Genomic DNA, 23992 nt, shown 5'->3' with positions numbered 1-23992 from the left:
CGATAGACAGCGACGCCTGCTTATCCTGCGGCTTGCAACAGGGCCCGTGTGTATTCGGTCTGCGGATTGTCATAAAGCGCGTCGACATCGCCATATTCCACAACATCCCCGCGCTTCATCACCATCACCTTGTGCGACATGGCACGCACGACCTTGAGGTCGTGGCTGATGAACAAATAAGCCAGCCCGTACTTCACCTGCAAACGCCGTAGCAGATCGACGATCTGCACTTGCACCGTCATATCAAGCGCCGAGGTCGGCTCGTCCAATACCAGCAGTTTGGGCCGCAGCACCATGGCGCGGGCAATCGCGATGCGCTGGCGCTGGCCGCCCGAGAATTCATGCGGGTAACGGTCCATGGTGACGGGGTCTAGCCCGACCTCGGTCATCACTTCCGCCACCACCTCACGCCGGTCGCGGCCCTTGTCGACCTTATGGATCGCGAGCCCTTCAGCAATAATCTGAAAGCAGGTCATACGCGGGCTGAGCGAGCCGAAGGGATCTTGAAACACGATCTGCATATCCGCGCGCAGGCGGCGCAGCTGCCGGGTGGACCATTTGCGCACATCCTCACCGCGAAAGGTCACCTCCCCTTCCGAGCCGATGAGCCGCATGATCGCCAGCGCCAGCGTGGTCTTGCCAGACCCACTTTCGCCCACGATGCCCAAAGTCTCCCCGGCGCGAACCGACAGGCTGGTGTCATTGACCGCCTGCACATGGCCCACGGTGCGGCGCAACAGCCCCTTCTGGATTGGAAACCACACCTTGAGGTTCTCGGTGCGCAACACCTCGGGTGCATCATCAGCAACAGGCTCGGGCGAGCCGGTAGGCTCAGCGCTCAGCAGCTTGCGGGTATAGGGGTGCTGGGGGTTACCGAAAATCTCGGCCGTCGGCCCCTCTTCGACCACCACGCCCTTTTGCATCACAAATACCCGATCCGCGATGCGCCGCACGATGCCAAGGTCGTGGGTGATGAACAAAAGCCCCATCCCCATCTCGTCCTTGAGGTCCTTCAGCAAATCAAGAATTTGCGCCTGAATGGTGACGTCCAACGCCGTCGTCGGCTCGTCCGCGATCAAGATGTCGGGCTTATTGGCCAGCGCCATGGCAATCATCACACGCTGCCGCTGCCCACCGGACAACTGGTGCGGATAGGCCCCCATGCGGCTTTCCGCATCGTTGATGCCAACCTGCTCCAGCAAGCTCAGCACCCGCGCGCGCGCTTCGGCCCCTTGCAAACCTTGGTGCAGCGCCAGCGATTCCGCCAACTGCTTTTCGATCGTGTGTAGCGGATTGAGCGAGGTCATCGGCTCTTGGAAAATGAACGAGATGTCGTTGCCGCGCACCTTATGCAGCAGCTTGGCATCCGCGCCGATCATCTCTTGCCCATCATAGGTGACCGACCCGCTAACCTGCGCAGAATCGCCCAATAGCGAGACTGTCGAGAGTGCTGAGACTGACTTGCCCGAGCCGCTCTCGCCCACAAGCGCCACTGTCTCCCCGCGGTTCACAGCAAAGCTGACACCGCGCACCGCCGGGATCAGTTGCCCGTCCTGCCGAAAGAAAACTTGCAGGTCTTTGACGTCTAAAAGCGCAGTCACGAAAAGGTCTTTCTGGGGTCGAATGCGTCGCGAATGCCTTCAAAGATGAAGACCAGCAGCGACAGCATGATGGCAAAGGTAAAGAAGGCCGAGAAGGCCAGCCAAGGCGCTTGCAGGTTCTGTTTAGCTTGCAGCGTCAACTCACCCAGCGACGGGGCCGAGGATGGCAGGCCGAAGCCGAGGAAATCCAGCGTGGCGAGAGTTGAGATCGTGCCAGTGATGATAAACGGCAGCATGGTCAGCGTGGCCACCATCGCGTTGGGCAGCATGTGGCGCAGCATGATCGTGCCGTTGCCCACACCAAGCGCACGCGCCGCGCGGACATATTCAAGGTTACGCGCACGCAGGAATTCGGCGCGTACCACGCCCACCAGCGCGGTCCATGAGAACAGGACGAGAAGGATCACCAAGAGCCAGAAACTTCGCCCCAAAATCGCAAACATGATAATGATGACGTAGAGCGAGGGCGTCGACGACCATATTTCAATGATCCGCTGAAAGATGAGGTCGAGCCAGCCGCCAAAGAACCCCTGCACCGCGCCAGCCAGAATGCCGATGACAGAGGCAGCCCCCGTCACGATCAGCGTGAACAGCACCGACAGTCGGAAACCGTGGATCACCCGCGCCATCACATCACGTTTAGTGCCATCGGTGCCCAGCCAGTTCTGTCCATTGGGCGGCAGCGGCGCGGCGCCGGGGCGGTCCACAGCGGTGTTGAAGGAATAGGGAATGACCGGCCAAATCGCCCAGCCTTTGTCGATTGCTTCGCCTTCAACCTCGCCATCCTCGGCGTCAAGGATATAGCCCTCAGGATCGTCGAAACAGGCATCCAGCCCGCCGGTGGCGATCAGGCAGCGCACCTCCGGGTCGCGGTAGGCGGCCTCGGTTTGGAAATCGCCGCCAAAGGCGGTCTCAGGGTAGAAGTTGAAGATCGGCGTGTAATATTCGCCGCGGTAGCTGACCAAGATCGGCTTGTCGTTGGCAACGAACTCGGCGAACAGCGAAATGCCGAACAGGATCGCAAAAATCCACAGCGACCAATAGGCCCGCCGGTTCGCGGTGAAATTGCGCCAGCGGCGCTGGTTCAGGGGGGAGAGCGCCATCAGCCTTCCCTCTTCTCAAAATCAATACGGGGATCGACGAGCACGTACATCATGTCCGACAAGATGCCGACGACGAGGCCAATGAGGCCAAAGATGAACAGCGTGCCGAATACAATCGGATAGTCCCGTGCCACGGCGGCCTCGAAACCCAAGCGGCCCAGACCATCAAGGCTGAAGATCGTCTCGATGATGATCGAGCCACCAAAGAAAACCGAGATGAACACTGCCGGAAAGCTGGCGATCACGATCAGCATCGCGTTTCGGAACACATGTCCGTATAACACTTTGCTTTCCGACAGCCCTTTGGCGCGGGCGGTGATGACATATTGCTTTTTGATTTCATCGAGAAAGCTGTTCTTGGTCAACAGCGTCAACGTGGCAAAAGCCGAGATGGTCGAGGCCAGCACGGGCAGCGTGATGTGCCAGAAGTAGTCGGCCACCTTTCCCAAGGGGCTAAGGCTATCGAAATTATCCGACGTCAGACCGCGCAGCGGGAAGACCTGCCAGTATGATCCACCCGCAAAGAGTACGAGCAGCAAAATAGCGAACAGGAAGCCCGGGATCGCATAGGCGGCGATGATCGCACCCGATGTCCAAGTATCAAACCGGCTTCCGTCGCGGACCGCCTTGCGAATGCCGAGCGGAATCGAGATTAAGTGGGCGATCAGCGTGGACCACAGCCCCAGCGTAATCGATACAGGCAGCTTTTCCTTGATCAGGTCAATGACCCCGATGGAGCGAAAGTAGCTCTCCCCAAAATCCAGACGCATGTAGTTCCAGAGCATGTGAAAGAAGCGCTCAACAGGTGGTTTGTCGAAACCGAATTCCTTTTCCAATTCCTCAATCAGTTCAGGCGGCAGCCCGCGCGCACCGACATAGGTGCTGTCAGACCCCCGCGCCATAGTATCGACCCCGGCATCATTGTTGCCCCCGGCAAAGCCGCCAAAGACATCCCCACCGCCCTGAATACGGGCGATGGCCTGCTCTACCGGGCCACCGGGGACGAATTGCACCAAGGCAAAGTTAACCAACATGATGCCGAGCAACGTCGGAATCACCAGCAACAGCCGTCTGAGAATATAAGCACCCATGAGGTCGCTTTACCGCAAGGCGCCTGAGGCACGCAATTGCTCTGCGCCCTCTTTGTCGTACCACCAGAAATCAAGGTAGCCCAAAGCGTAGGGCGGGATCGTTTCGGGGTGGTCGTATTGGTCGTAATAGGCGACCCAATAGCTGTCGTTGTACCATGTTGGAATCATGAAGAACTCATGCCGCAGCGCACGGTCGAGCGCCATAAGCGCGGCGTCTTCTTCCTCTGCCGTATCAGCATCGAGCGACGCGTCGATGATCGCATCCACCAGTGGGCTGGCCAGTCCGGCTGGGTTAAAGAGCGAGAACTCAGCCGCCTCGGACCCATAGCGCTGCGCCAATCCGGTGCCGGTGCCGAGGAACGCCGCATAGGCGTCATAGATCATGTCGTAGTCGCGGTCGCGTTCACGGGCGGTGTATTGCGAACTGTCGACCTTCTCCAACCGGGCGTCGATGCCGATGGACTGCAGGTTACCTACGAAATTCTCAATCACAGCAGAGATCGTCGGCGAGCCGGAGGAGTTCATCAAGAAGTTCAGCCGCAACGGTTCGCCCGCATCATTGACCCGCATGCCGTTCTGCACGGTCCAGCCGGCCTCTTCGAGCAGCTTGGAGGCCTGCCGCGCATTACGACGATCAAGCAAACGACTGGCGTCAGAGGTATGCGGTACGACCGCAGGCTCGTTCAGCAGCTCAGCAGGCACAAGATCGCCAAGGCTTTCCAGCAGTGCCAGCTCCGCCCCTTCGGGTGCACCCTGCGCCATAAGCGGCGTATCTTGGGTAAAGGAGGCGCGGTGGTTGAACAGCCCGTATTGCAGCGACTCGTTCGTCCACTCAAAGTTGAACATCAGCGCAACGGCTTCGCGCACGGCACGGTCTTGCAGCGCCTCGCGGCCAAGGTTGAAGATGATCCCCGAAGGCGTCGGGGGCGACCCGTCAGGCAATTCCGCCTTCACGATATCGCCATCGGTTACTTTGGAGAAGTCATAGCCGGTGGCCCATTTCTTGGAATCGCCCTCAGCACGGAACGTGTATTCGCCCGCTTTGAACGCCTCAAACGCAGAGGTATCATCGCTGATAATCTCAAGCCGGATGCGGTCAAAATTCATCCGGCCCCGGTTGATCGGCAGGTCTTTCCCCCAATAGTCAAGATTGCGCTTCAGCACGATGCGTTTGGTCAGATCGACGCTTTCGACCATATAGGCGCCCGAGCCGGGGGGCGGGTCCATCCAGCTGTCTTTCAGACCATTGCCGGTCTCTTCGAACCATTTTTTCGGCCAAGCGGGCACCCCGCCAACCGTCTCGATCAAGCTGCGGCGCGAGATATCGTCGGCGAAGGTGAATTTAACCGTGTGATCGTCCAGCGCCTCAACCTTGGGGATGCGCTTGCGCACGGCGTCGGCGTAGGATTTCAACCCTTCGTCCAGCAGCAAGTTGTGCGAAAATACGATGTCATGGGCGGTGACCGGTGTGCCGTCAGAAAACTGCGCTTCGGGACGCATGTTAAAAATCACCCAAGATTTATCTTCAGGGTACTCAAGGCTTTCGCACAGCAAACAGTAGCTCTCACCATAGACATCCGCAGGCAGTGGCTCACCGCTGGGAGCTTCACCTAACAGGCTTTCGAACCCAAAAATCGAAAACAGATGCGCCCTGCCCTTGCCGGAATAGGGGTTCATCGAATCGAGTGTGCCGACGAAGGGCAGCGAAATCTCCCCGCCCTTGGGGGCATCGGGGTTCACATAGTCGAAGTGCTTAAAATCCGCCGGATAGGTCAGGTCGCCATAAAAGGAATAACCGTGGCTTTTGATGATCTTTTGCTCCTGCGCCGTCGCGGCACCAGCCAGCAACACAAGCACCGAAAGCGTCATAGTCATAAGCCATAGCGGGAGGGGGGCAAAGACCGATGGACGGGTCGCGGCGCGGGTTTGGGCACGGGGCATAGGGCACTCCTTGGGGTGGCATAGTCCGGATCGTAGCGTCATGTAGGCTAACGCTGTGACGCGCCAAGATACAAGTTGCGAATATGTTAGGTTGTCCTTGAACGGCAGCAAACCGCGCCATTGTACGGAGAGGAAAATACCATCGGTGCGGTGGTCACGGCGCGGCTCCGCACTCCCAAACGCAAAAGCCGCCCCGAGGGGCGGCCATCACACACGCAATGCTGCGTAGTATCAGTTAGAAACGCTCTGCAAATAGGCGATCACGTCCGCCCGGTCTTCGACCTTACGCAGACCCGCGAAACCCATTGTTGTGCCGGGTGCGTAGCCTTTGGGGCTGGTGAGGAAAGCGCTCAACTCTTCCGGGGTCCAGCTGCCGTCGATCGAGGACAGCGCGCCGGAGTAGCCGAAATCACCAACCGCTGCGATGTCACGGCCAACAACGCCGTCCAAATGCGGGCCGACGGCGTTTGAGCCATCAACTTTGTGGCAAGCGGCGCATTTGCGGAACACTTTGGAGCCGCTGTCGGCATCTGCTTCGGCCATTACGGCGGCAAAGTCGATTTCTTCGCCCCCTTCGTCACCACCGGCATCGGCCACTTCGATGACATAGGACGCTTCCCCATGTGCATCGGCGTGGTAAATCTCTTCACCCGCCCATTTGCCCAGCAGAAGTACCAACCAGGCGCCGAATACGCCGGCTGCGATTTTGGTCAGGGTCATTGTATCGAACATGCGTCAGGGTCCATCACTTGGTATTGGCACCATGGCCGGGCCACGGTTCTTGGCATCGTTGCCCGCGTATCTATTGCTTTCCCTCGGCGCAGGCAAGGTGTAGTTACCGCGACCAATTGCCCTTCCCCGCGCCTTTTGCAGCAGGATACGATCCATGACCGCCCAGACCACGCCGCGCATCGCCTTTCAGGGAGCCCTTGGCGCCTATAGCCACGAGGCCTGCATTCAGGCCTGCCCCGACATGGAGCCGGTGCCCTGCCAGTCGTTTGAAGGGGTGATCCGCGCCGTAAACGAAGGCCGCGCCGAGCTGGCCATGCTGCCGGTTGAGAACACGACCTATGGTCGCGTGGCCGATATTCACCGCCTGCTGCCCGAAAGCGGGCTGCATATTATCGGCGAAGCCTTTGTGCGGGTACGCATCGCGCTGATGGCGCGCCCCGGTGTGACCATGGACGACATCAAACATGTCCGCGCGCATCTTGTGCTGCTGCCACAGGCCCGCAGCTTTCTGCAAAAACACGGCATCACATCCGAGCCTGCGGCTGATTCCGCCGGGGCCGCTGCCGAACTGGCCGCGACCGAGGGCAGCACCGATGGGGTGTTGGCAGGCGAGGTCGCGGCAGAGATCAACGGCCTTAACGTGCTGGCGCGCGATATTGAGGATATGGACCACAACACCACCCGCTTCCTGCTCATGGCGCCTAAGATCGACCTGAGCCGTCGGGCCGAGCGGATGCTGACGACGTTTGTCTTCGAAGTGCGCAACATCCCCGCCGCCCTGTACAAAGCAATGGGCGGCTTCGCGACCAATGGTGTGAACATGACCAAGTTGGAAAGCTACATGGTTGGCGGGTCTTTCACCGCAACGCAATTTTACGCAGATATTGAGGGGCATCCCGAAGACCCGGCTGTCAAACGCGCGCTGGAGGAATTGGGCTACTTCACCAATATGCTTGAGATTCTGGGCGCTTACCCTGCACATCCCGGACGGGGTGAACCGACCGGGATGTAAGCTTCAATCAAGCTGCGCCTAGACTTTAATGCTGCGGGCGTGACGCTCTTCCATACCGCGGGCATACTCGGCCACACGCTCTTTGTATTTCTTGCTCAGAGTCGCTTTGGCCAGCTTGAGCGACTGCACCCAAAGACGGGCAGACAGGTTCAATGGTTTGATCTCTAGCGCCACCAGCACCCGCGTGGTGTTGCGCGACAAGGGCATCAACTCAAATGACATCTGCCCGGCCAATCCCTGCGACATACTGTCGATGACCATTTCATTGGGGCGGTCAAATGTGACCATTTCAATCGTCAACTCCCGCCGTTTGCCGCGCAGGGGGAAAACCGCGTTCCATGTCATGCCCACGCCGGGCTTGGACATGGTATCAACGCGCTGCACCTCGGCCCCGCGCCGCATGGCGGACCGCTCAAAGCTCTCAAAATCGCATAGCATGTCAAAGACCGCCTCAATCGGCGCTTCGACGTCTTCTTTGGTCGAGAATTTCATTCCGTCCGTTCCAATTCTTCTGCTCGTATTATTCACCATAGCCGCTGTTACGGCGGGGCCTGTCAGCGCAGTGTATCCGCAAGCCAGTTTTCCAGCAAGAAATGCGCGATGGCCCCGCGCCGTGCGGGCAGCAGGCGCGGATGGGTTCCGGCGAAAACATCCATCATCTCTTCGCGGGTCACCCACAGCGCGTCTTCGATCTCAACCGGGTCGATGGTCAGCTCGCGGCTCAGCGCTTCGCCCGCGCAGCCCAGCATCAATGACGCCGGAAAGGGCCACGGCTGGCTAGAGAGGTAGCTTACCGCGCCGACCTGCACGCCCGCCTCCTCAAAAACCTCACGGCGCACGGCGGCCTCGACCGTTTCGCCCGGCTCAACAAAGCCCGCGAGCAGCGAATACATCCCCTCCGGCCAGCCGGGAGAGCGGCCCATGAGCACGGAATTACCATGGGTAATCAGCATGATAACGACCGGATCGGTGCGCGGAAAATGCGCCCCTCCGCAATCGGGACAGACGCGCTGCCACCCGCCCTGCGCCAAATCGGTGGCACTGCCGCAGCGGGCGCAATGGAGGTGCGTTTCGTGCCAGCCGAGGATCGCCTTGCCGCTGGCGGCCAGTTCAGCATCGCGCGGATCAAGCCACGTCATAACCCGCCGCAATTCGGCAAATACCATGTCATCGCCCAACAGCGGATGACGTTGTTCACTGGGATCAAGGAAGGCACCCAACTGCGACTGATCCAGATCAGCAGGCTGCCAGCCGGAGATATCAACCGCAAACCGCGCCGCACCGTCTTCGCGTCCTAGCAAAATCGCAGCACCTTCGGCATCTTTCAACGCCGGGTGATCCAGCGCCAGCCGCACCAAGGCGGCAGGGCGCTCTGGTGCAATCAAGGGTTTCCCGCGCCAGAAAACGATAGCCCGCGCCTTAGGGTCGGCCCGAAGCTGCTCTAACGCAGCAGCGTTGCCGCGCAACTCACCCGCACGATCAAGCGCCGAGCCCCCAAAAGTTACAGTTTCCGCATGACGCATGGCGCTCTCCTGACGCGGGTTTTCCGCTTTGGGCCAAGCCATGCCATGGCGCACGCGATATTGGCAATCCCAAGCGCACTTGCCACATGGGTTGAAATCTGCTCATAGTAAAACATCTTTAAGTTGTAAATTATTGTGAGCACTTACCTTTTTGGCGAATGAACTCCGCACATATGTATCGGCCGATGCGCCTCCCGCTGAAGGGGCCGCCCCGACCGAGGCACGTCTGCGCATTCTAGCCACCACCGATTTGCACATGCAGATCGTTGGACATGACTATGTCAGAGACCGTTCTGTTGGGCACCACGGACTGGCCGGGATCGCCACGCTGATCCGCACCGCCCGAAAAGAGGCCACCGCCAAGAACGCGGCTTGTGTCCTGCTCGACAATGGCGACCTGTTGCAGGGCAGCGCGATGGGCAACCAATTGGCACAGATGCCGGTCACCCCCGCACATCCCCTCGTCGCCTGTTTGAATTATTTGGGCTATGACGCCCTTGGATTGGGTAATCACGACCTTGATCATGGGCTGCCGTATCTGCGCGCCGTTGCCGGCGCGCTCGACATGCCGCTGATCTCAACCAACCTGCATCTGACCGAACCCGGCCCCTTGCGTCGATGGAGCATCGTCTCCTGCCCCTTACCTGCGGTGAACGGTCAACCGATGCCACCGCTCCGGATTGGCCTGCTTTCAGTGCTGCCCAGCAAGACGTCGATCTGGAACCGCGACGTGTTGGAAAATGGGGCCAGGATCACCTGCCCGCTGGAAAGTCTCCGGTCTGCTGCACCACTGCTGCGCGCGGGGGGGGCTGATCTGATTGTACTACTGGCCCATATGGGCATTGCACATGAAGGTGAAACGCTAACCGAAGATGATGTCTGCGCCATGGCTGAGGTCGACGGGATCGACGCTGTCATCACAGGCCACACGCACCGCCGATTCCCCGGACTGGACCACCCCGCGCGCAGTGGAGTGGACACACAAGCCGGAACGCTTTCCCAAAGGCCCGCCGTCATGCCGGGCTTTGGCGGCTCTGATCTGGCGGTTCTGGATCTCGCCCTTGAACGTGACCCGCAAGGGCACTGGACGGTATCGCGTCACGAAAGCCGCCTGCGCCGCAACACTGCGCACACGCTGGCCGATCCCGTGGTGCTTAGTGCTGCGCGGGGAAGCCACATGAAGGTGCGCAGGCACCTGGAAGAGGTCGTCGGCCATACAAAAACGGCACTTCACAACTTCTTTTCGCTGGCCACCCCCACCGCCATCGACGCACTTACCGCCCGCGCGCAGGCCACAGTGATCCGCGAAGGTGTGCGCGGCGCGCCCGAAAGCAAACTCCCCATCCTGTCAGCAACAGCGGCTCATACGGCAGGCGGGCTCGGTGGTCCGGGACATTTTTTGCATATCCCGCCCGGCCCTGTGCAACGCCGCCATATTGCCGGGCTTATCCCCTATCGCAACGAGGTTTGGGCGCTGCGCGTCTCGGGTGCCGACCTTCGGCGTTGGTTAGAGACATCGGCAGAGGTTTTTGCGCCGCTTGGCGCCGCTATCGGACCGCTTATTGATCCATCCCGCCCGCCGTTTCACTTTGATACGATTCACGGCGTGACCTACAATATCGACCCGCGCCGCCCAAGGGGGGACCGCATCACCGCCCTGACGTGGCAAGAAGCGCCAGTGCAACCTAAGCAGGTCTTTTTATTAGCAACAAATCAGTTTCGTGCCGCTGGTGGCGGAGGATTTGATTGCGCCCCCAAGACTGCCGTGGCTCTGCGTAGCCCCGTGCCCCTCGCAGAAGCGCTAATCGCGGCCCTCACTGCCCCTTGCGAGCAGCTTTGGCCAGATACCCCGCCATGGCGCTTTGACGCCTCGGGTGCATCGGCGATCCTTCAAACCACTCCCGAAGCACTTCCCTATCTTGAGGACATCGCGCATCTATCACCTGCGCCCTGCGGAATGACTGCGTCAGGCTTTGCCAAAATACGGCTTCACCTGTGAGGCTTGCACTTCGTTTCCCTCCCCCCTATATGGGCATTGAGAGGTTGGTGCGGGCAGGCGCCTCGCCAACCCGGTCAGATCCGGAAGGAAGCAGCCGTAACGAGCCCCGCTTGGGTCGTTATCAGCCTCTCACCAACATCCTGACGCGCAGCGACAGGAAGACCCCGGCAGTCGTTTCGCAGAAACGATGAGAGGGGCAAGCTCCCTTCCCTTCGATGAACGCGCTTAAAGGATAACACCCTGTTGGACGCTTTTCTCGTAGGCGCCAGGGTCATTAGCCATCCTGCCAGCCGAGAAGCTTGAAACGCTTCGAAAGATTGCCTCGTCAGATCTCAATGGGCCTACCTAGCACCCGGGAAACTGCTTTGTTCGCCCCGTGCGGCGCTGCCCCTCCCTCACAACCGATCCGCCTCAAACGTATCGCACTGCGCCATTTGCCCGCTGTCATACCCACGCTCAAACCAACGCGCGCGTTGCTCTGATGTGCCGTGAGTAAAGGTATGCGGCTGCGGCACCTGACCAGCCTGCCGCTGTAAATGGTCATCCCCGATCATCCGCGCGGCATTGAGCGCCTCCTGAAGGTCGCCTTTCTCCATCAGCCCTTGGACATTCGACGCCCAAATTCCCGAAAAGCAATCGGCCATCAACTCTAGACGCACCGTCAGCGCGTTTGCCTCCACTTCAGACGATTGCTGACGCATCTGCGCTACCTGCGGCAAAACGCCGATCTCATTCTGAATGTGGTGGGCAACTTCGTGGGCAATCACATAGGCCGCGGCGAAATCGCCCTCGGCCCCGAGCCTTTGCTCTAATGTGCGGAAAAACGCGGTGTCGAGATAGGCCATATTGTCCGCAGGGCAGTAGAACGGCCCCGTCGCGCCCGAGGCACCGCCACAGGCGCTTTGAGTGACATTCTCAAATACCACGAGTTGAGGCGGCGTATAGGTTTCGCCCAATTGCTCTTGGAAAACGCGGCTCCAGACCTGCTCTGTTGTGGTCAAGACGCGGGCCGCGAAATCGACTTGCGGGTCTTCGCTGTCGCTCAGCGGGCGGGACTGTTGCACCTGTCCGCCCCCCTGACCCGTCAACAGTGGGGTTACATCAATGCCGGTGAAATAGCCGATGGCTAAAACCGCCAAGACGCCAACCAGACCCAGACCGCCGGCTTTGCCAGCCCCTCCGCTGCGACGAATGACATTCTTGCTCCGCCCAATTCCCCGCAAACGCATTATCCGTCCCTCGCAATGTCAAAGATTATTGCCACATGAACGCGCAAGGAGCAGATTAGTTCAATGAGTGATAAAAACGATCTCGCTGAGAATCGGACCGACTGGGCCGAAGACCGCACGATTCTAGCAAATGAACGCACCTTCGCGGGCTGGATGCGGACCGGCATGGCCTGTGTCGCGGTGGCGATTGGTCTGCGTGCTGTTTTTGGAGAGTTTCAGCCGACTTGGGTCGCCAAGGCGGTCGCTTCGGTTTTCATCCTTGCCGCGCTTTACGTCTATTGGGCGGCGCAGGCATCAGCCGCTAAAACCCAAAAACGGCTTAGCGACCATCACGCCAATGCCCAGCCCAACAGTCGCATGAAAATATTGGCCGCGATCCTTGCGCTGGCCTCAATTGGCGTCGGCGCGATCCTTTGGATGCTCTGAGCATCCCCGCAAGCACGGTAGACGCCACGGCGCGGAGCGCCTAGTTTACGGCCTTGACCGAATCCGATCTGGGGCACCATGACAGATACATCCGCCTACCGCGTTCTGGCCCGCAAATACCGGCCCGAGACCTTTGCCGATCTCGTCGGCCAAGACGCCATGGTGCGCACGCTCAAGAACGCCTTTGCCGCTGACCGGATCGCGCAGGCATTTGTCATGACAGGCATTCGCGGCACCGGCAAAACGACCACGGCACGGATCATCGCCAAGGGGATGAACTGCATTGGGCCAGACGGCAACGGCGGGCCGACGACCGATCCCTGCGGCGTTTGCGAGCACTGCACAGCGATTATGGAAGGCCGCCACGTCGATGTAATGGAGATGGACGCCGCCTCGAACACCGGCGTCGCCAACATCCGCGAGATTATTGATTCGGTACACTACCGCGCCGCCTCGGCCCGCTACAAAGTCTATATCATCGACGAAGTGCACATGCTCTCGACCGGGGCGTTCAACGCGCTGCTGAAGACGTTGGAAGAGCCGCCCGAACACGTCAAATTCATCTTCGCCACCACCGAGATCCGCAAAGTGCCGGTGACGGTTCTGTCGCGCTGCCAGCGTTTTGACCTGCGCCGCATTGAACCCGAAGTGATGATCGCGCTGTTGCGCAAGATCGCAACGGCGGAGACTGCTGAGATCACCGATGACGCGCTGGCGCTGATCACCCGCGCCGCCGAAGGGTCGGCCCGTGACGCGACCTCGCTCCTGGATCAGGCCATCAGCCACGGCGCAGGCGAGACGGGCGCTGAGCAGGTGCGCGCAATGCTGGGCCTGGCCGACCGAGGCCGGGTGCTGGACCTATTCGACATGGTGCTGCGCGGCGATGCGGCAGCGGCGCTGACGGAACTCAGCGGCCAATACGCCGACGGGGCAGACCCGATGGCGGTGCTGCGCGATCTGGCCGAGATCACCCATTGGGTGTCGGTCGTGAAGATCACGCCTGATGCCGCCGAAGACCCCACAATCGCCCCCGAAGAACGCACCCGTGGCCAGCAAATGGCCGAGACCCTGCCGATGCGCGTACTCACGCGGCTGTGGCAGATGTTGCTCAAGGCGCTGGACGAAGTCGCCGCGGCCCCCAATGCGATGATGGCCGCCGAAATGGCCGTGATCCGCCTGACCCATGTGGCCGATCTGCCCTCGCCCGAAGAACTGGTGCGCAAGCTGCAAAACAGCAGCCCGCCCCCTGCCCCCGTTGGCGGCGATGGAGGTGGCAATGGTGCGGCCCAAGGCAGCAGCGGCGCTCAGGCCGTGCAACATGCACAACAGCGCATGGCGTCGAACCCCGGCCCTCAGGGGCAGACCACGGCGCTGGCGCAAGACCTTGATGCCGCCCTCGCCCGCTTCCCGACCTTTGAACATGTGATCGAACTGATCCGCGTGAACCGCGATGTGAAATTGCTGGTTGAGGTCGAAACCTGCGTCCAGCTTGCGGCCTATCAACCTGGCCGGATCGAATTCGTCCCCACCGACGACGCGCCCCGCGATCTTGCGCAGCGGTTGGGGCAAAAGCTGCAACTCTGGACCGGCAACCGCTGGGCGGTGTCGCTGGTCAACGAGGGCGGCGCCGAAACCATCGCGCAGATCCGCGATGCGCGCGAACTGGCGCTCAAGAAACAGGCCCAAGAACATCCGATGATGCAGGCGGTGCTGGCGCAATTCCCCAAAGCCCGGATCACCGCGATCCGCACGCCCGAAGACATCGCCGCTGCCGCCACCGCCGAAGCGCTGCCAGAAGTCGAAGACGAATGGGATCCGTTCGAGGACGGTTGATCCACGCCCCTTCACGCCACATATAAACGACAACACAACAAGGAGACCCAGATGCTCAAGGGATTAGGCGGCCTCGGCGATATGGCCGGGATGATGAAGAAAGCTCAGGAAATGCAGGGCAAAATGGCCGAACTGCAAGAGGAGATGCACAACATCACCGTTGAAGGTGAATCTGGTGCGGGCCTCGTCAAAGCGACATGCTCTGCCAAAGGTGAGTTGAAGGGCCTCGATATCGACCCGTCGATCTTCAACAAGGACGAGAAAGAGGTCGTCGAAGACCTGATCCTCGCCGCCATCAAAGACGCCCAGAGCAAAGCCTCGGACCGTGCGCAGGCTGAGATGAGCAAGCTGACCGAGGGCATGGGCCTTCCTGCGGGCATGAAACTGCCCTTCTAATTCGGCGGGGCGGGATTGCCCCGCCCCCTCCCAACCCCCGATAGGTGCCATCCTTGAGCTCTACCCGCGACATTGACGCCCTGATCGAGCTGATGGCGAAATTGCCCGGCCTTGGCCCCCGCTCGGCCCGGCGCGCGGTGCTGCACCTGATCCGCAAGCGCGCGCTGTTGCTCACCCCCTTGTCCGACCTGATGCAAACCGTCGCCGTCACGGCGCGGGAATGCCTGAACTGCGGTAATGTCGGCACTACCGATGTCTGTGACATTTGCACGTCCGAGAAACGCGCAAACGGGGAGCTTTGCGTGGTCGAAGACGTGGCAGACCTTTGGGCGATGGAACGCTCCGGCGTGTTCGAAGGGCGCTATCATGTGCTGGGCGGCACACTCTCGGCGCTGGACGCCATCGGCCCCCAAGAATTGCGCATCCCCCGTCTGGTGGACCGGATTGATACCGAAGAGGTGACGGAGGTGATCCTCGCGCTCAACGCCACGATCGACGGCCAAACCACCGCGCATTACATCGCAGATCAATTGGAAGGCCGGGTGCGGCTCACCTCCCTCGCCCAAGGCGTGCCGATTGGCGGGGAGCTTGATTACCTCGACGATGGGACGATCACCGCCGCGATGCAGGCGCGTAAGTCGCTTTAAGCGCACCCCCCAGAATCAAAGCGGGCCGCCCGCTCCTCCCAAAGCAGACGACCCTATTCCGTGGCGACGCAGATCGTGCTGTTAAAGCACGATCACATCAAGCGGCGGAAATCCGTTGAACCCAACCGAACTGTAAGAGCTTGTGTAGGCTCCGCAAGCGCGAATCATCACTTTATCGCCATCTCGGAGAGATAAAGGCAGATGAATCGGTCGTTTTTCGTAAAGGATGTCCGCCGAATCGCAAGACGGGCCAGCCAAAACGCAGGGTCCGGCCTCTTCACCGTCATGCGAGGTAACGATCTGATAACGGATCGCTTCGCCTTCAGTCTCGGCAAGGCCAGAGAAGCGGCCAATGTCGAGATAGACCCAGCGGTGCAGGTCATCCGCAGATTTACGGCTCACCAATAGGACTTCGGCCGCGATATGACCGGCCTCGGCCACCAGACCACGGCCCGGCTCTGCCATCAGTTGCGGCACGTCGCCGAAACGGGCTTTGACAGCTGAGATGACGGCCGCAGCATAGGCGCGCGGCGCTTCGATGCTTTCGCCGTAGAATGCCGGGAAGCCGCCGCCGAGGTTCAGCAGTTGCAGGTCATGACCATCCGCGCGGGCGGCATGCCATAGCGGCGCGACCTGATCCAGCACCGGGTTCCAGAACTCCGCCTTGCGGGTCTGCGAGCCGACGTGGAAGGACAGACCGAACGGCACGAGGCCCACGGCAACCGCGTGGTTCAGCAGCGCAGGCAGCGCGGAACCAGCACAGCCGAATTTGCGGCTGAGTGGCCAGTCGGCCATGGAGTTCTCGACGATCAAGCGCAGGTAGACCCGCGCGCCCGGTGCGTGGGCGGCGATCTTGTCGAGCTCGGCTTCGCTGTCGGCAGCGAACAGGGTCACCCCAGCGGAATGGGCGAAGGCGATGTCGGAGGCACGTTTGATGGTATTGCCGAAAGAGATGTTCTCAGGCTTCGCACCTTGGCTGAGGCAAAGCTCAATCTCGGCACGCGAAGCCGCGTCAAAGCCAGAGCCTTTTTTGACCAGAAGACGAATGATTTCCGCCGCCGGGTTCGCTTTCACTGCGTAATGGATATGCGCATCGCCCAGACCGCTATGCAGCGCATCATATTGCGCGGCCACACGCTCACGGCTGATGACAAGCGTCGGCTTGTCAAAGCTGTTGGCGGCAATATAGGCAGCGGCCGGATCGGCAAATGAATTGGATGCGGTGCGCAGTGCACCGGGTACTGTAGCGTTCATGGTCATCTCCAAAGAGCAGGTGGGGCTGGTTCCCCGCGTGTCGTTTCAAGAGACGTTACCGTCGCTACATAAACGCGGGTCAGTCAGAGTAGGAACTGACCGGCCAGAGGCGCGTGCGTTGGCGTCTATATTGCGCCATGTACGCCGTTTTGGGATTCGTACAAGGGGTAAAATTACCCGCGATGCAAATTGTTAGTTTTCCTCGTCTTCCCAGTCACTACCGATGGGGTCGCGGTCTCTTTTGCGTTCTTCTTTGATCATATCTTTGGTCTCTTGCTCCTCTTCTGGGTCAGTTTCTTCGGGGTCACTATCGGCGGCTTCGGTCTGGGCCAGCGCCAAGACAAACCACATGGGGAAGTGATCCGACCCGATCTTATCCAGCCGGTCCATCTCAAGCAGGCGGAACTGCGGGTCGTGGAACAGGTGATCGAGCGGCCAGCGCATCCAAGGCATCGTCGCGCTAAAGGTGTTGTACATGCCGCGCCCCACGCGCGGGTCCAAAAGCCCCGAAAGCCGTTGAAAGCGTCGCGTTGTGGTCGACCACGCTACATCGTTCAGGTCACCCGTAACAACAGCCGGAAGCGGGTCTTTCTCGGCCTCAATACCGACCATCGCGATCTCACTGTCCCGGCCTTTGGTGTCATGCTCGAACACAGGCGGCTCGGGGTGAACCACGTAGAGGCGGAAATCCTCCCCCACCGGTAACTGCACGCGCACGCGGATCGAAGGCACCTCACGGGTAATCAGTTCACGCACCTCCACCTCGGATAGCGGCAGTTTGGACATGACGCACAGCCCATAGCCATTCTCGAGCGGCACATCGATGCGCTGGTCGTAATTTTTGCTCAGTCCGTCCGCCAGTGCGTCGATCCACGCCTGATCCACCTCAATGGCCATAAAGATATCCGGCACCCGCGCCTCCACTAGGGCGATAAGCTTGCCATAATCGCGGTTGGACTTTTTGACGTTTGCAGTCAGAAGGCTGACCTGCCGATCTGTCACGCGGCGCAACTCCGAAGAAGCGGCCAGCGATTGCTTGCGCCAGATCGGGGTAAATTTAATGATATAGAATGCTTGAAGCGCAGCGACCCCGAGCATCAGTGCAATGCCGACCGCGCCGGACGTCGTGGTCGCCCCCTGCACCAGTGCAAACGCTGCGGCAAGTACCAAGGCCAGCCCGAGGAATTGCTCACGAGGAAAGGCCAGACCGCGGATCGCCCCAAAAGGAAACTTGCTCAGCGGGAGTAGGCTGCACAAAATTAGCAACCCCGCCAAACCCCAGATCAACCAGTCCAATATCGTCTCCAAAGCCATCCTCCGGCGCGCCGCGCCTTTGCGTCAAAGAAAAACAGGGCGCCGGAGAACCCGACGCCCTGTCACTTTAACACATCCTTGTGGCGAAAGTTCCTTCCGCCCCACCGCCCTGAGGGGCTTAGCCCTTGGCTTTGTCCTCGGCGTCGTCGTCTTCTTCGGTGCTCTCGGGCAGTGAGAAGAAGCTGTCGGCGTCAGAGTAATCACCCTTGGAGTGGTTCTCATCTTCCTCGTCATCCGTGCTGTTGCCGGAGAGGGTGAATGTTTCCAAACCTTCGATGGCCGTGGGGATCTTGGGCTCGTTGTCCATGCCGAGGCTCTGCTCGGTCGACACCAGCTTGCGGCGCTCGTCGTCGTTCATGACTTCGCCCGCGGCGGCCTTTTTCGCGGCGGCCTTTTGCACGGCAGCGTCAAGTTCGGATTGTTTGCACAGGCCAAGGGCAACCGGATCGATCGGCTGGATGTTGGAGATGTTCCAATGCGTGCGCTCACGAATCGCTTGGATCGTCGGCTTGGTGGTGCCCACCAGCTTGCTGACCTGACCATCGCTAAGTTCGGGGTGGAACTTGACCAACCACAGGATCGACGCCGGACGGTCCTGACGTTTGCTGAGCGGCGTGTAACGCGGGCCACGGCGTTTCTCTTCGCCTTCGGCAGCGGCGTTGAACTTGAGCTTCAGCTTGTGCAGCGAATTATCCTGCGCTGCGTCGATCTCTTCTTGGGTCAGCTGGTTGTTGGCAATCGGATCAAAGCCCTTCACGCCCTGCGCCACGTCGCCGTCGGCGATGCCCTGCACTTCCAACTCATGCATGCCGACGAAGTCAGCGATCTGTTTGAAGCTGATGGTGGTGTTGTCCACGAGCCAGACGGCGGTGGCTTTGGCCATAATCGGTTTTGCCATGTCACTCTCCTAAAAACGCAATTTTCCCGTCGCCTGAAAGGCTGTCCTGCTTGGCAGAACGGTCTTCATTGTCGGGGAAGTTGGCGGCTGTATACTGGCTCAAACATCATAAGGGAAGACCCAATGCGGCCACTGCGCGCCTGTCTGCTGATCCTCACGCTGCTCACGCCCCTCTCTGCTATGTCCGAGGGGGAACGTGCGGGCGAATTCGATTACTACGTCATGTCGCTGTCGTGGTCGCCCAATTGGTGCGAATTGACCGGCGATGCGCGTCGCTCTCCGCAATGCGACGCAGATAAACATCACGGTTGGACCCTGCATGGGCTTTGGCCGCAATTCACGCGGGGCTACCCATCCTACTGCCAAAGCGGGCAGCGACCGCCCAACCGCACGCAGACCGGGGCCATGGCCGATATCATGGGCACCGGTGGGCTGGCGTGGCATCAATGGAAGAAACACGGATCGTGCAGCGGGCTCGACCCCGCTGATTATTTCGCCCTGTCCCGCGAAGCCTATGGCCGCATTAACCGTCCCGAAGTCTTTCGCAAACTAGACCGAACTGTCGCCCTACCGGCTGCCGTCGTCGAAGAGGCGTTTTTAAAGGCGAACCCTGATTTGACCGCTCAAGGGATCACCATCACCTGCAAGCAAGATCATATCCAAGAGGCGCGCATCTGCCTCTCACGCGATCTGGAGTTCATCCCCTGCGGCCCAGATGTACGGCGCGATTGTAGCCTTGATAACGCTGTGTTCACTCCGGTGCGATAGAGCATGAAGCCGTTATTCATGTGAAAGCGGGAGAGGCGAAATTTCCTCCCCCGCTATCAATTGCCTTTCGGCTCTCTCTCCAACACGGGTGATGGCGTCCCATTCCGTGATTAAAGTTAACGAATTAGGTCTTAACAATTCGTTACTGTCTCAAATTTTACTGACCTTCCGCAGAGGTTGGCTCTCCGCCCACCGTCAAGACGATCTTGCCAATATGGCCACTGGCCTCCATCCGGCGGTGCGCGTCATTCGCCTCGGACAGATCATAGGTGCTGTCCATTACCGGGGCCACGCGGCCTGCCTCCAACAGGGGCCAGACATTCTGCATCAATTCCTCGGCGATCCGCGCCTTGGCCAGATCGCTTTGGGGCCGCAGGGTTGAGCCGGTCATGGTCAGGCGGCGCGTCATTAACGTGACAAAGTTCACCTCTTCCTTGGCCCCCTGCAGGAAAGCAATTTGCACCAGCCTGCCATCTTCGGCTAGCGCCTTGAGGTTGCGGTTGATGTAGCTGCCGCCAACCATATCAAGGATCACATCCGCCCCGCCTTCGGCCTGCAGCACATCGACAAAATCCGTATCTCGGTAGTTGATCGCCACCTCGGCACCCAGCTTCATACAAGCCGCGCATTTGCTGTCGGTGCCAGCGGTCACGAAAACCCGTGCCCCCAAGATGCGGGCCAGTTGGATCGCGGTCGTGCCGATGCCGGAAGAGCCGCCGTGGATCAGCACCTTCTCCCCAGCCTTTAGCCCGCCCCGCATGAAAAGATTAGACCAGACGGTGAAGAATGTCTCAGGCAAGCAGGCGGCTTCTTTCAATCCCATGCCTTCGGGGATCGGCAGGCAATGCGCGGCGGGCGTGGCGACGTATTCGGCATAGCCGCCGCCGGGCAGCAGCGCGCAGACCAGATCGCCCGGTGCCAGTGTTGTCACGCCGGGGCCGACCTCAACCACCTCGCCCGACGCCTCTAGCCCCGGCAGATCGCTGGCCGTGGCAGGGGGCGCATATTTGCCCGCGCGCTGTAGCGCATCGGGGCGGTTCACCCCGGCATAGGCGACCTTGATGATGACCTGCCCGTGTTTCGGTTGGGGCCGGGGGCGGGTGGTGCCCTGCAGAACGTCCGGACCGCCGGGTTCGGTGATTTCGATTGCACGCATGGTCTCTGTCATGTCTGAAGTATCCTCGGGTCTGGTTTTGCCGCAGCCTAACGGGCGGCCCCGGGGCGTGCACCCGGAATTTGAAAACAAGACACGAAGGAGGGGCGGATGGGCGCGCAGGATCGGTTCAGATGGCACGAAGAGGCGCGGCTTTTCGCTGGAACGCAAGAGGTGCCCCGCGCGCCTGCCGGGGACGGCGATAACTTCCGCGGCCTGCCCGCATCTCCGGCCTATGACGCCTTAACCGGACTCACTGCCGCAATCACTGATCAAACGCCTTTCTGCCTGAGCGATCGGCCCCTCGCAAACGATATCACCTGCTCGCCGGGTGCGTTCCTTACCCTCACAGGTGGCGCGTCTGGCCTGCCCAAGGCCGTGCGCCGCAGCCAAGCCTCTTGGACCGCCAGCTTCGGTGTGAATGCTAATCGTTTTGCCCTGCGCAGCTCTGACGCGGTCGCCGTTCTGGGTCTACTCAGCCATTCGCTGTCGCTTTATGCCGTTCTAGAGGCGCTGCACCTAGGTCTCGACGTGCATGTCTTAGCGGATCTTTCCCCCCGCAGGCAGGCGGCACAGATTGCCAAGGTCGGCGCAACGATCCTCTACGCCACGCCGACCCAGTTGCGCCTGCTGGCACGTGGCGCTGCCACGCCCTTGCCAACGTTCCGGCTGGTGCTCTGCGGTGGTGGTGCGCTCGACGCCGCCACGCGCGCGGCGGTTGAACGGCTCTGCCCCAACGCTGCCGTGCAGGTGTTCTATGGCGCGGCAGAGACAAGCTTTATTACCCTGGCCGAAGCCAACACCCCCGATGGTTCAGTCGGACGCCCCTACCCCGGTGTCGATCTGCGCCTGTTGAATGCGGCAGGCCAACCGACGGCAAATGTCGGCGAAATCTGGGTTTCGAGCCCCTACCTTTTCGATGGATACGCCTCAGGCGACAGTACCGATACGCGCTGGCGCGATGGCTATGTGACCGTAGGCGAAATGGGCGAGTTGGATGAAGACGGACACCTGTGGATCAGGGGGAGGCGGCAACGCATGATGCAAATCGCCGACCAATTGGTGTTCCCCGAAGCGGTGGAGGCGGTGATCGCCGCGCACTCAAGCCTTCCTTGTGCGGTCCTGCCGCGGGACGACGCGCTGCGCGGGCAGCATTTGGTGGCGGTGGTTGAAGGGGCAGAAAACCGTGCCCAAGCTGAGGGGATTATCGCGGCCTGTCGCGCAAAACTCTGCCCTTTGACCGCCCCCCGGCGCGTATATTTTCACCCTGAACTGCCGGTGCTTCCGTCAGGTAAGATTGATCTAACCGCCCTCTCCGATTGGCTGGAGGGCCAACTTTGACCCGCGCCTACATCGTCTCCGGCTCTCGCAGCCCGGTCGCACCACGTGGCGGGGCGCTGGCGCATCTGTCGTTGCCCGACCTCGCCGCGCCGGTTCTGATCGCCGCTTTGACCCGCGCAGGGCTTGCACCGGGCCAAGTGGAAGAGGTGATTTGCAGCACGGCCCTCGGCCCCGGCGGCAACCCGGCGCGCAGCATCGCGCTGGCAGCGGGATTGCCTGAGCATGTGGCGGGCATCAGCATTGATCGGCAGTGCGCGGGCGGTTTGGATGCGCTAGCGCTCGCGCGCCAAATGATCCTCAGCGGCGCCGCAGAGGTGGTCGTGGCTGGCGGGGCTGAGAGCTACTCCCGCCAACCGCTGCGCTATCGCACCTTCCCCGATGGCCGCCCGCCCGAAGCTTACACCCAAGCGCCCTTCACCCCTTGGCCAGAACGCGACCCCGAAATGGCGCAGGCTGCCGCCGCACTCGGCCTATCACAAGGCATCACCCGCCAAACACAGGATGATTGGGCGGTAGAGAGCCATGCAAAAGCCCGCGCGCATCTGCCCGCAGAGATGGAACTGGTGCCGCTGGCGGGAATCGAGAGCGATACATTCACCCGCCGCCTCACCCCTGCGCTCTGCCGTCGCGCCAAAGTCCTCACCGGCGATATCACCGCCGCCAATGCCGCCGTTGCTGCCGATGCCGCGGCCTTTTGCGTCATCGTCTCTGACCGCGTCGCGGCAGGCCTCACGGCCCCCAAAGTTGAGTTAATCGCGGCATCAACAAGGGGCAGCAGACCGGAAGAACCCGGATTGGCCCCATTGATCGCGATTGAGGAAGTGTTTCGCCAAACCGGTTTGGCCACCACCGACCTTAACGTTGCCGAGATCATGGAGGCCTATGCCGTGCAGGCCATCGCCTGTGTTACCGGCGCGAGGATCGCACCTGAGATCGTCAACATTGGGGGAGGCGCTTTGGCGCGGGGGCATCCGATTGGCGCGTCGGGCGCGATCAATGCGGTGCGGCTCTGGCATGAACTGGTGGCGCGGGGATCAGGCACTGGATTGGCCGCGATTGCCGCCGCCGGGGGGATCGGCTCTGCCGCGCTGATGCGGCTGTAGCGGCCCGCCCCCAAAGGGAGCGGGCCAATGGTTTTAGCTGCGCGACAGCACGCTTGCGGGACGCGCCTTGGCCAGACCAGAGGTTATGAAACCCGCCAGAACGGCTTTGATCAGGTCACCGGGGATGAAGGCTTGGACGAGCAAGGTCGCCTCGATCAGCGTTTTGTTCAGCGTCATCATCATGCCGAAAATGCCGAAGGCATAGACCACAAGGATGCCGCCCAAGACGGCGGAAACCCCGGCGGCCAGACCCACAGGCGCGCTGCGCCACTGATCCATGATAAAGCCGGTCACGAAGGCACCGATCGGGAAACCAATGAGGAAGCCCACGGTTGGAGAGGCAAAGACGCCCAGACCGCCACGGCCACCAGCCAGAAGCGGCAGACCAAGCGCCACCAGCGCCACAAACAGCAGCGCCGCGAGGCCACCGCGCCATGCGCCCAGCACCGTGCCACAGAGCATGACGCCCAGCGACTGCGCCGTGATCGGCACACCAAAACCAAGCGTGAATTTCGGGATCAAGCCCAATGCCGCAATCAGCGCGGCGAAGAGGGCGATCATTGTCAGATTGCGTTCCATTGAAAGGGTCCTTGAATTAAAGTTTTCAATGCCTAGGCCAGCCCTCGGC

Annotated in this window: 22 protein-coding genes and 1 other RNA gene; 10 read left to right on the top strand and 13 right to left on the bottom strand. The window is 60.6% G+C overall.

Translation table 11 applies throughout. The features are described from left to right. Window positions 1-20 precede the first annotated feature (20 nt). From WNY61_RS02800 to WNY61_RS02780, 5 genes are all read right to left on the bottom strand, one after another. Window positions 21-1601, bottom strand: a complete 1581-nt coding sequence (locus WNY61_RS02800) for an ABC transporter ATP-binding protein (RefSeq protein WP_342849923.1) — start codon at window positions 1599-1601, stop codon at window positions 21-23. Beyond that, complete coding sequence (locus WNY61_RS02795; RefSeq protein WP_342849922.1) at window positions 1598-2704, bottom strand: ABC transporter permease; 1107 nt, start codon at window positions 2702-2704, stop codon at window positions 1598-1600. Before WNY61_RS02795 ends, WNY61_RS02800 begins: the two co-directional genes overlap by 4 nt. Further along, on the bottom strand, window positions 2704-3795 hold the full coding sequence (locus WNY61_RS02790; RefSeq protein WP_007118087.1) for a microcin C ABC transporter permease YejB: 1092 nt from the start codon (window positions 3793-3795) through the stop codon (window positions 2704-2706). The genes WNY61_RS02795 and WNY61_RS02790 overlap by 1 nt, the downstream gene beginning before the upstream one ends. 9 nt (window positions 3796-3804) lie before the next feature. Next, entirely contained in the window at window positions 3805-5736 is a 1932-nt protein-coding gene (locus WNY61_RS02785; RefSeq protein WP_342849921.1) for an extracellular solute-binding protein, read from the bottom strand. Between the two features lie 231 nt (window positions 5737-5967). Further along, on the bottom strand, window positions 5968-6468 hold the full coding sequence (locus WNY61_RS02780; RefSeq protein ID WP_342849920.1) for a cytochrome c family protein: 501 nt from the start codon (window positions 6466-6468) through the stop codon (window positions 5968-5970). A 154-nt stretch (window positions 6469-6622) separates the two neighbouring features. On the opposite strand from WNY61_RS02780, the gene WNY61_RS02775 reads away from it, so the two are divergent. After that, window positions 6623-7480 (top strand): prephenate dehydratase, encoded by an 858-nt coding sequence (locus tag WNY61_RS02775; RefSeq protein WP_007118090.1) that lies wholly within the window; start codon window positions 6623-6625, stop codon window positions 7478-7480. An 18-nt stretch (window positions 7481-7498) separates the two neighbouring features. Here the strand turns inward: WNY61_RS02775 and WNY61_RS02770 are convergent, their stop codons facing one another. Further along, window positions 7499-7972 (bottom strand): SRPBCC family protein, encoded by a 474-nt coding sequence (locus tag WNY61_RS02770; protein WP_342849918.1) that lies wholly within the window; start codon window positions 7970-7972, stop codon window positions 7499-7501. A 62-nt stretch (window positions 7973-8034) separates the two neighbouring features. Beyond that, complete coding sequence (nudC, locus tag WNY61_RS02765) at window positions 8035-9003, bottom strand: NAD(+) diphosphatase (protein WP_342849917.1); 969 nt, start codon at window positions 9001-9003, stop codon at window positions 8035-8037. A 151-nt stretch (window positions 9004-9154) separates the two neighbouring features. On the opposite strand from nudC, the gene WNY61_RS02760 reads away from it, so the two are divergent. Then, on the top strand, window positions 9155-11002 hold the full coding sequence (locus WNY61_RS02760; protein WP_342849916.1) for a 5'-nucleotidase C-terminal domain-containing protein: 1848 nt from the start codon (window positions 9155-9157) through the stop codon (window positions 11000-11002). A gap of 37 nt (window positions 11003-11039) precedes the next feature. Beyond that, window positions 11040-11137, top strand: an RNA gene (gene ffs / locus WNY61_RS02755) — signal recognition particle sRNA small type. Window positions 11138-11397: 260 nt separating this feature from the next. On the opposite strand, the gene WNY61_RS02750 is transcribed toward ffs, so the two are convergent. Further along, complete coding sequence (locus WNY61_RS02750; RefSeq protein WP_342849915.1) at window positions 11398-12231, bottom strand: neutral zinc metallopeptidase; 834 nt, start codon at window positions 12229-12231, stop codon at window positions 11398-11400. A 63-nt stretch (window positions 12232-12294) separates the two neighbouring features. Here WNY61_RS02750 and WNY61_RS02745 point away from each other — a divergent pair, with 63 nt between their 5' ends. From WNY61_RS02745 to recR, 4 genes are all read left to right on the top strand, one after another. Next, window positions 12295-12657 (top strand): DUF202 domain-containing protein, encoded by a 363-nt coding sequence (locus WNY61_RS02745; protein ID WP_342849914.1) that lies wholly within the window; start codon window positions 12295-12297, stop codon window positions 12655-12657. 78 nt (window positions 12658-12735) lie between these two features. Continuing rightward, complete coding sequence (locus WNY61_RS02740) at window positions 12736-14490, top strand: DNA polymerase III subunit gamma/tau (protein WP_342849913.1); 1755 nt, start codon at window positions 12736-12738, stop codon at window positions 14488-14490. Between the two features lie 51 nt (window positions 14491-14541). Next, on the top strand, window positions 14542-14886 hold the full coding sequence (locus tag WNY61_RS02735) for a YbaB/EbfC family nucleoid-associated protein (RefSeq protein WP_067624876.1): 345 nt from the start codon (window positions 14542-14544) through the stop codon (window positions 14884-14886). A 53-nt stretch (window positions 14887-14939) separates the two neighbouring features. Beyond that, a complete protein-coding gene (recR, locus tag WNY61_RS02730; RefSeq protein WP_342849911.1) occupies window positions 14940-15533 on the top strand; it encodes a recombination mediator RecR in 594 nt (197 codons plus the stop codon). Window positions 15534-15614: 81 nt separating this feature from the next. On the opposite strand, the gene WNY61_RS02725 is transcribed toward recR, so the two are convergent. The 3 genes from WNY61_RS02725 to WNY61_RS02715 form a co-directional block, all read right to left on the bottom strand. Then, the gene (locus tag WNY61_RS02725) at window positions 15615-16793 is read right to left on the bottom strand and encodes a type III PLP-dependent enzyme (protein ID WP_342849909.1); all 1179 of its coding nucleotides are present in this window, start codon (window positions 16791-16793) and stop codon (window positions 15615-15617) included. A 186-nt stretch (window positions 16794-16979) separates the two neighbouring features. After that, on the bottom strand, window positions 16980-18101 hold the full coding sequence (locus tag WNY61_RS02720) for an endonuclease/exonuclease/phosphatase family protein (protein ID WP_342849908.1): 1122 nt from the start codon (window positions 18099-18101) through the stop codon (window positions 16980-16982). Between the two features lie 118 nt (window positions 18102-18219). Continuing rightward, window positions 18220-18999 (bottom strand): DUF1013 domain-containing protein, encoded by a 780-nt coding sequence (locus tag WNY61_RS02715; RefSeq protein ID WP_342849907.1) that lies wholly within the window; start codon window positions 18997-18999, stop codon window positions 18220-18222. A gap of 123 nt (window positions 19000-19122) precedes the next feature. Between WNY61_RS02715 and WNY61_RS02710 the strand changes: the two genes are divergently transcribed. Next, the gene (locus tag WNY61_RS02710; RefSeq protein ID WP_342849906.1) at window positions 19123-19767 is read left to right on the top strand and encodes a ribonuclease T2; all 645 of its coding nucleotides are present in this window, start codon (window positions 19123-19125) and stop codon (window positions 19765-19767) included. Window positions 19768-19924: 157 nt separating this feature from the next. Here WNY61_RS02710 and WNY61_RS02705 read toward each other — a convergent pair whose 3' ends face one another. Continuing rightward, window positions 19925-20935 carry an NAD(P)H-quinone oxidoreductase gene (locus WNY61_RS02705; RefSeq protein ID WP_342849905.1) on the bottom strand — a complete coding sequence of 337 codons (1011 nt, stop codon included), beginning with the start codon at window positions 20933-20935 and terminating at the stop codon, window positions 19925-19927. Window positions 20936-21031: 96 nt separating this feature from the next. Between WNY61_RS02705 and WNY61_RS02700 the strand changes: the two genes are divergently transcribed. Together WNY61_RS02700 and WNY61_RS02695 are read left to right on the top strand one after the other, a co-directional pair. Further along, a complete protein-coding gene (locus WNY61_RS02700; protein WP_342849904.1) occupies window positions 21032-22261 on the top strand; it encodes an AMP-binding protein in 1230 nt (409 codons plus the stop codon). Beyond that, on the top strand, window positions 22258-23364 hold the full coding sequence (locus WNY61_RS02695) for a thiolase family protein (RefSeq protein ID WP_342849903.1): 1107 nt from the start codon (window positions 22258-22260) through the stop codon (window positions 23362-23364). The genes WNY61_RS02700 and WNY61_RS02695 overlap by 4 nt, the downstream gene beginning before the upstream one ends. A gap of 33 nt (window positions 23365-23397) precedes the next feature. On the opposite strand, the gene WNY61_RS02690 is transcribed toward WNY61_RS02695, so the two are convergent. Then, window positions 23398-23943: a biotin transporter BioY gene (locus WNY61_RS02690; RefSeq protein WP_342849902.1), complete on the bottom strand. Its 546-nt coding sequence runs from the start codon at window positions 23941-23943 to the stop codon at window positions 23398-23400. Between the last annotated feature and the right edge of the window lie 49 nt (window positions 23944-23992).

This window comes from Sulfitobacter sp. AS92 (assembly GCF_038900015.1).
GTDB lineage: Bacteria > Pseudomonadota > Alphaproteobacteria > Rhodobacterales > Rhodobacteraceae > Sulfitobacter.
This window is presented reverse-complemented; position numbering and strand designations above follow the sequence as displayed.

Coding starts and splice junctions, on each gene's coding strand:
- WNY61_RS02795 (WP_342849922.1), bottom strand. CDS start 2,704: ATGGCGCTCTCCCCCCTGAACCAGCGCCGCTGGCGCAATTTCACCGCG.
- WNY61_RS02790 (WP_007118087.1), bottom strand. CDS start 3,795: ATGGGTGCTTATATTCTCAGACGGCTGTTGCTGGTGATTCCGACGTTG.
- WNY61_RS02785 (WP_342849921.1), bottom strand. CDS start 5,736: ATGCCCCGTGCCCAAACCCGCGCCGCGACCCGTCCATCGGTCTTTGCC.
- WNY61_RS02780 (WP_342849920.1), bottom strand. CDS start 6,468: ATGTTCGATACAATGACCCTGACCAAAATCGCAGCCGGCGTATTCGGC.
- WNY61_RS02775 (WP_007118090.1), top strand. CDS start 6,623: ATGACCGCCCAGACCACGCCGCGCATCGCCTTTCAGGGAGCCCTTGGC.
- WNY61_RS02770 (WP_342849918.1), bottom strand. CDS start 7,972: ATGAAATTCTCGACCAAAGAAGACGTCGAAGCGCCGATTGAGGCGGTC.
- nudC (WP_342849917.1), bottom strand. CDS start 9,003: ATGCGTCATGCGGAAACTGTAACTTTTGGGGGCTCGGCGCTTGATCGT.
- WNY61_RS02750 (WP_342849915.1), bottom strand. CDS start 12,231: ATGCGTTTGCGGGGAATTGGGCGGAGCAAGAATGTCATTCGTCGCAGC.
- WNY61_RS02745 (WP_342849914.1), top strand. CDS start 12,295: ATGAGTGATAAAAACGATCTCGCTGAGAATCGGACCGACTGGGCCGAA.
- WNY61_RS02740 (WP_342849913.1), top strand. CDS start 12,736: ATGACAGATACATCCGCCTACCGCGTTCTGGCCCGCAAATACCGGCCC.
- WNY61_RS02735 (WP_067624876.1), top strand. CDS start 14,542: ATGCTCAAGGGATTAGGCGGCCTCGGCGATATGGCCGGGATGATGAAG.
- WNY61_RS02725 (WP_342849909.1), bottom strand. CDS start 16,793: ATGACCATGAACGCTACAGTACCCGGTGCACTGCGCACCGCATCCAAT.
- WNY61_RS02720 (WP_342849908.1), bottom strand. CDS start 18,101: ATGGCTTTGGAGACGATATTGGACTGGTTGATCTGGGGTTTGGCGGGG.
- WNY61_RS02715 (WP_342849907.1), bottom strand. CDS start 18,999: ATGGCAAAACCGATTATGGCCAAAGCCACCGCCGTCTGGCTCGTGGAC.
- WNY61_RS02710 (WP_342849906.1), top strand. CDS start 19,123: ATGCGGCCACTGCGCGCCTGTCTGCTGATCCTCACGCTGCTCACGCCC.
- WNY61_RS02705 (WP_342849905.1), bottom strand. CDS start 20,935: ATGACAGAGACCATGCGTGCAATCGAAATCACCGAACCCGGCGGTCCG.
- WNY61_RS02700 (WP_342849904.1), top strand. CDS start 21,032: ATGGGCGCGCAGGATCGGTTCAGATGGCACGAAGAGGCGCGGCTTTTC.
- WNY61_RS02690 (WP_342849902.1), bottom strand. CDS start 23,943: ATGGAACGCAATCTGACAATGATCGCCCTCTTCGCCGCGCTGATTGCG.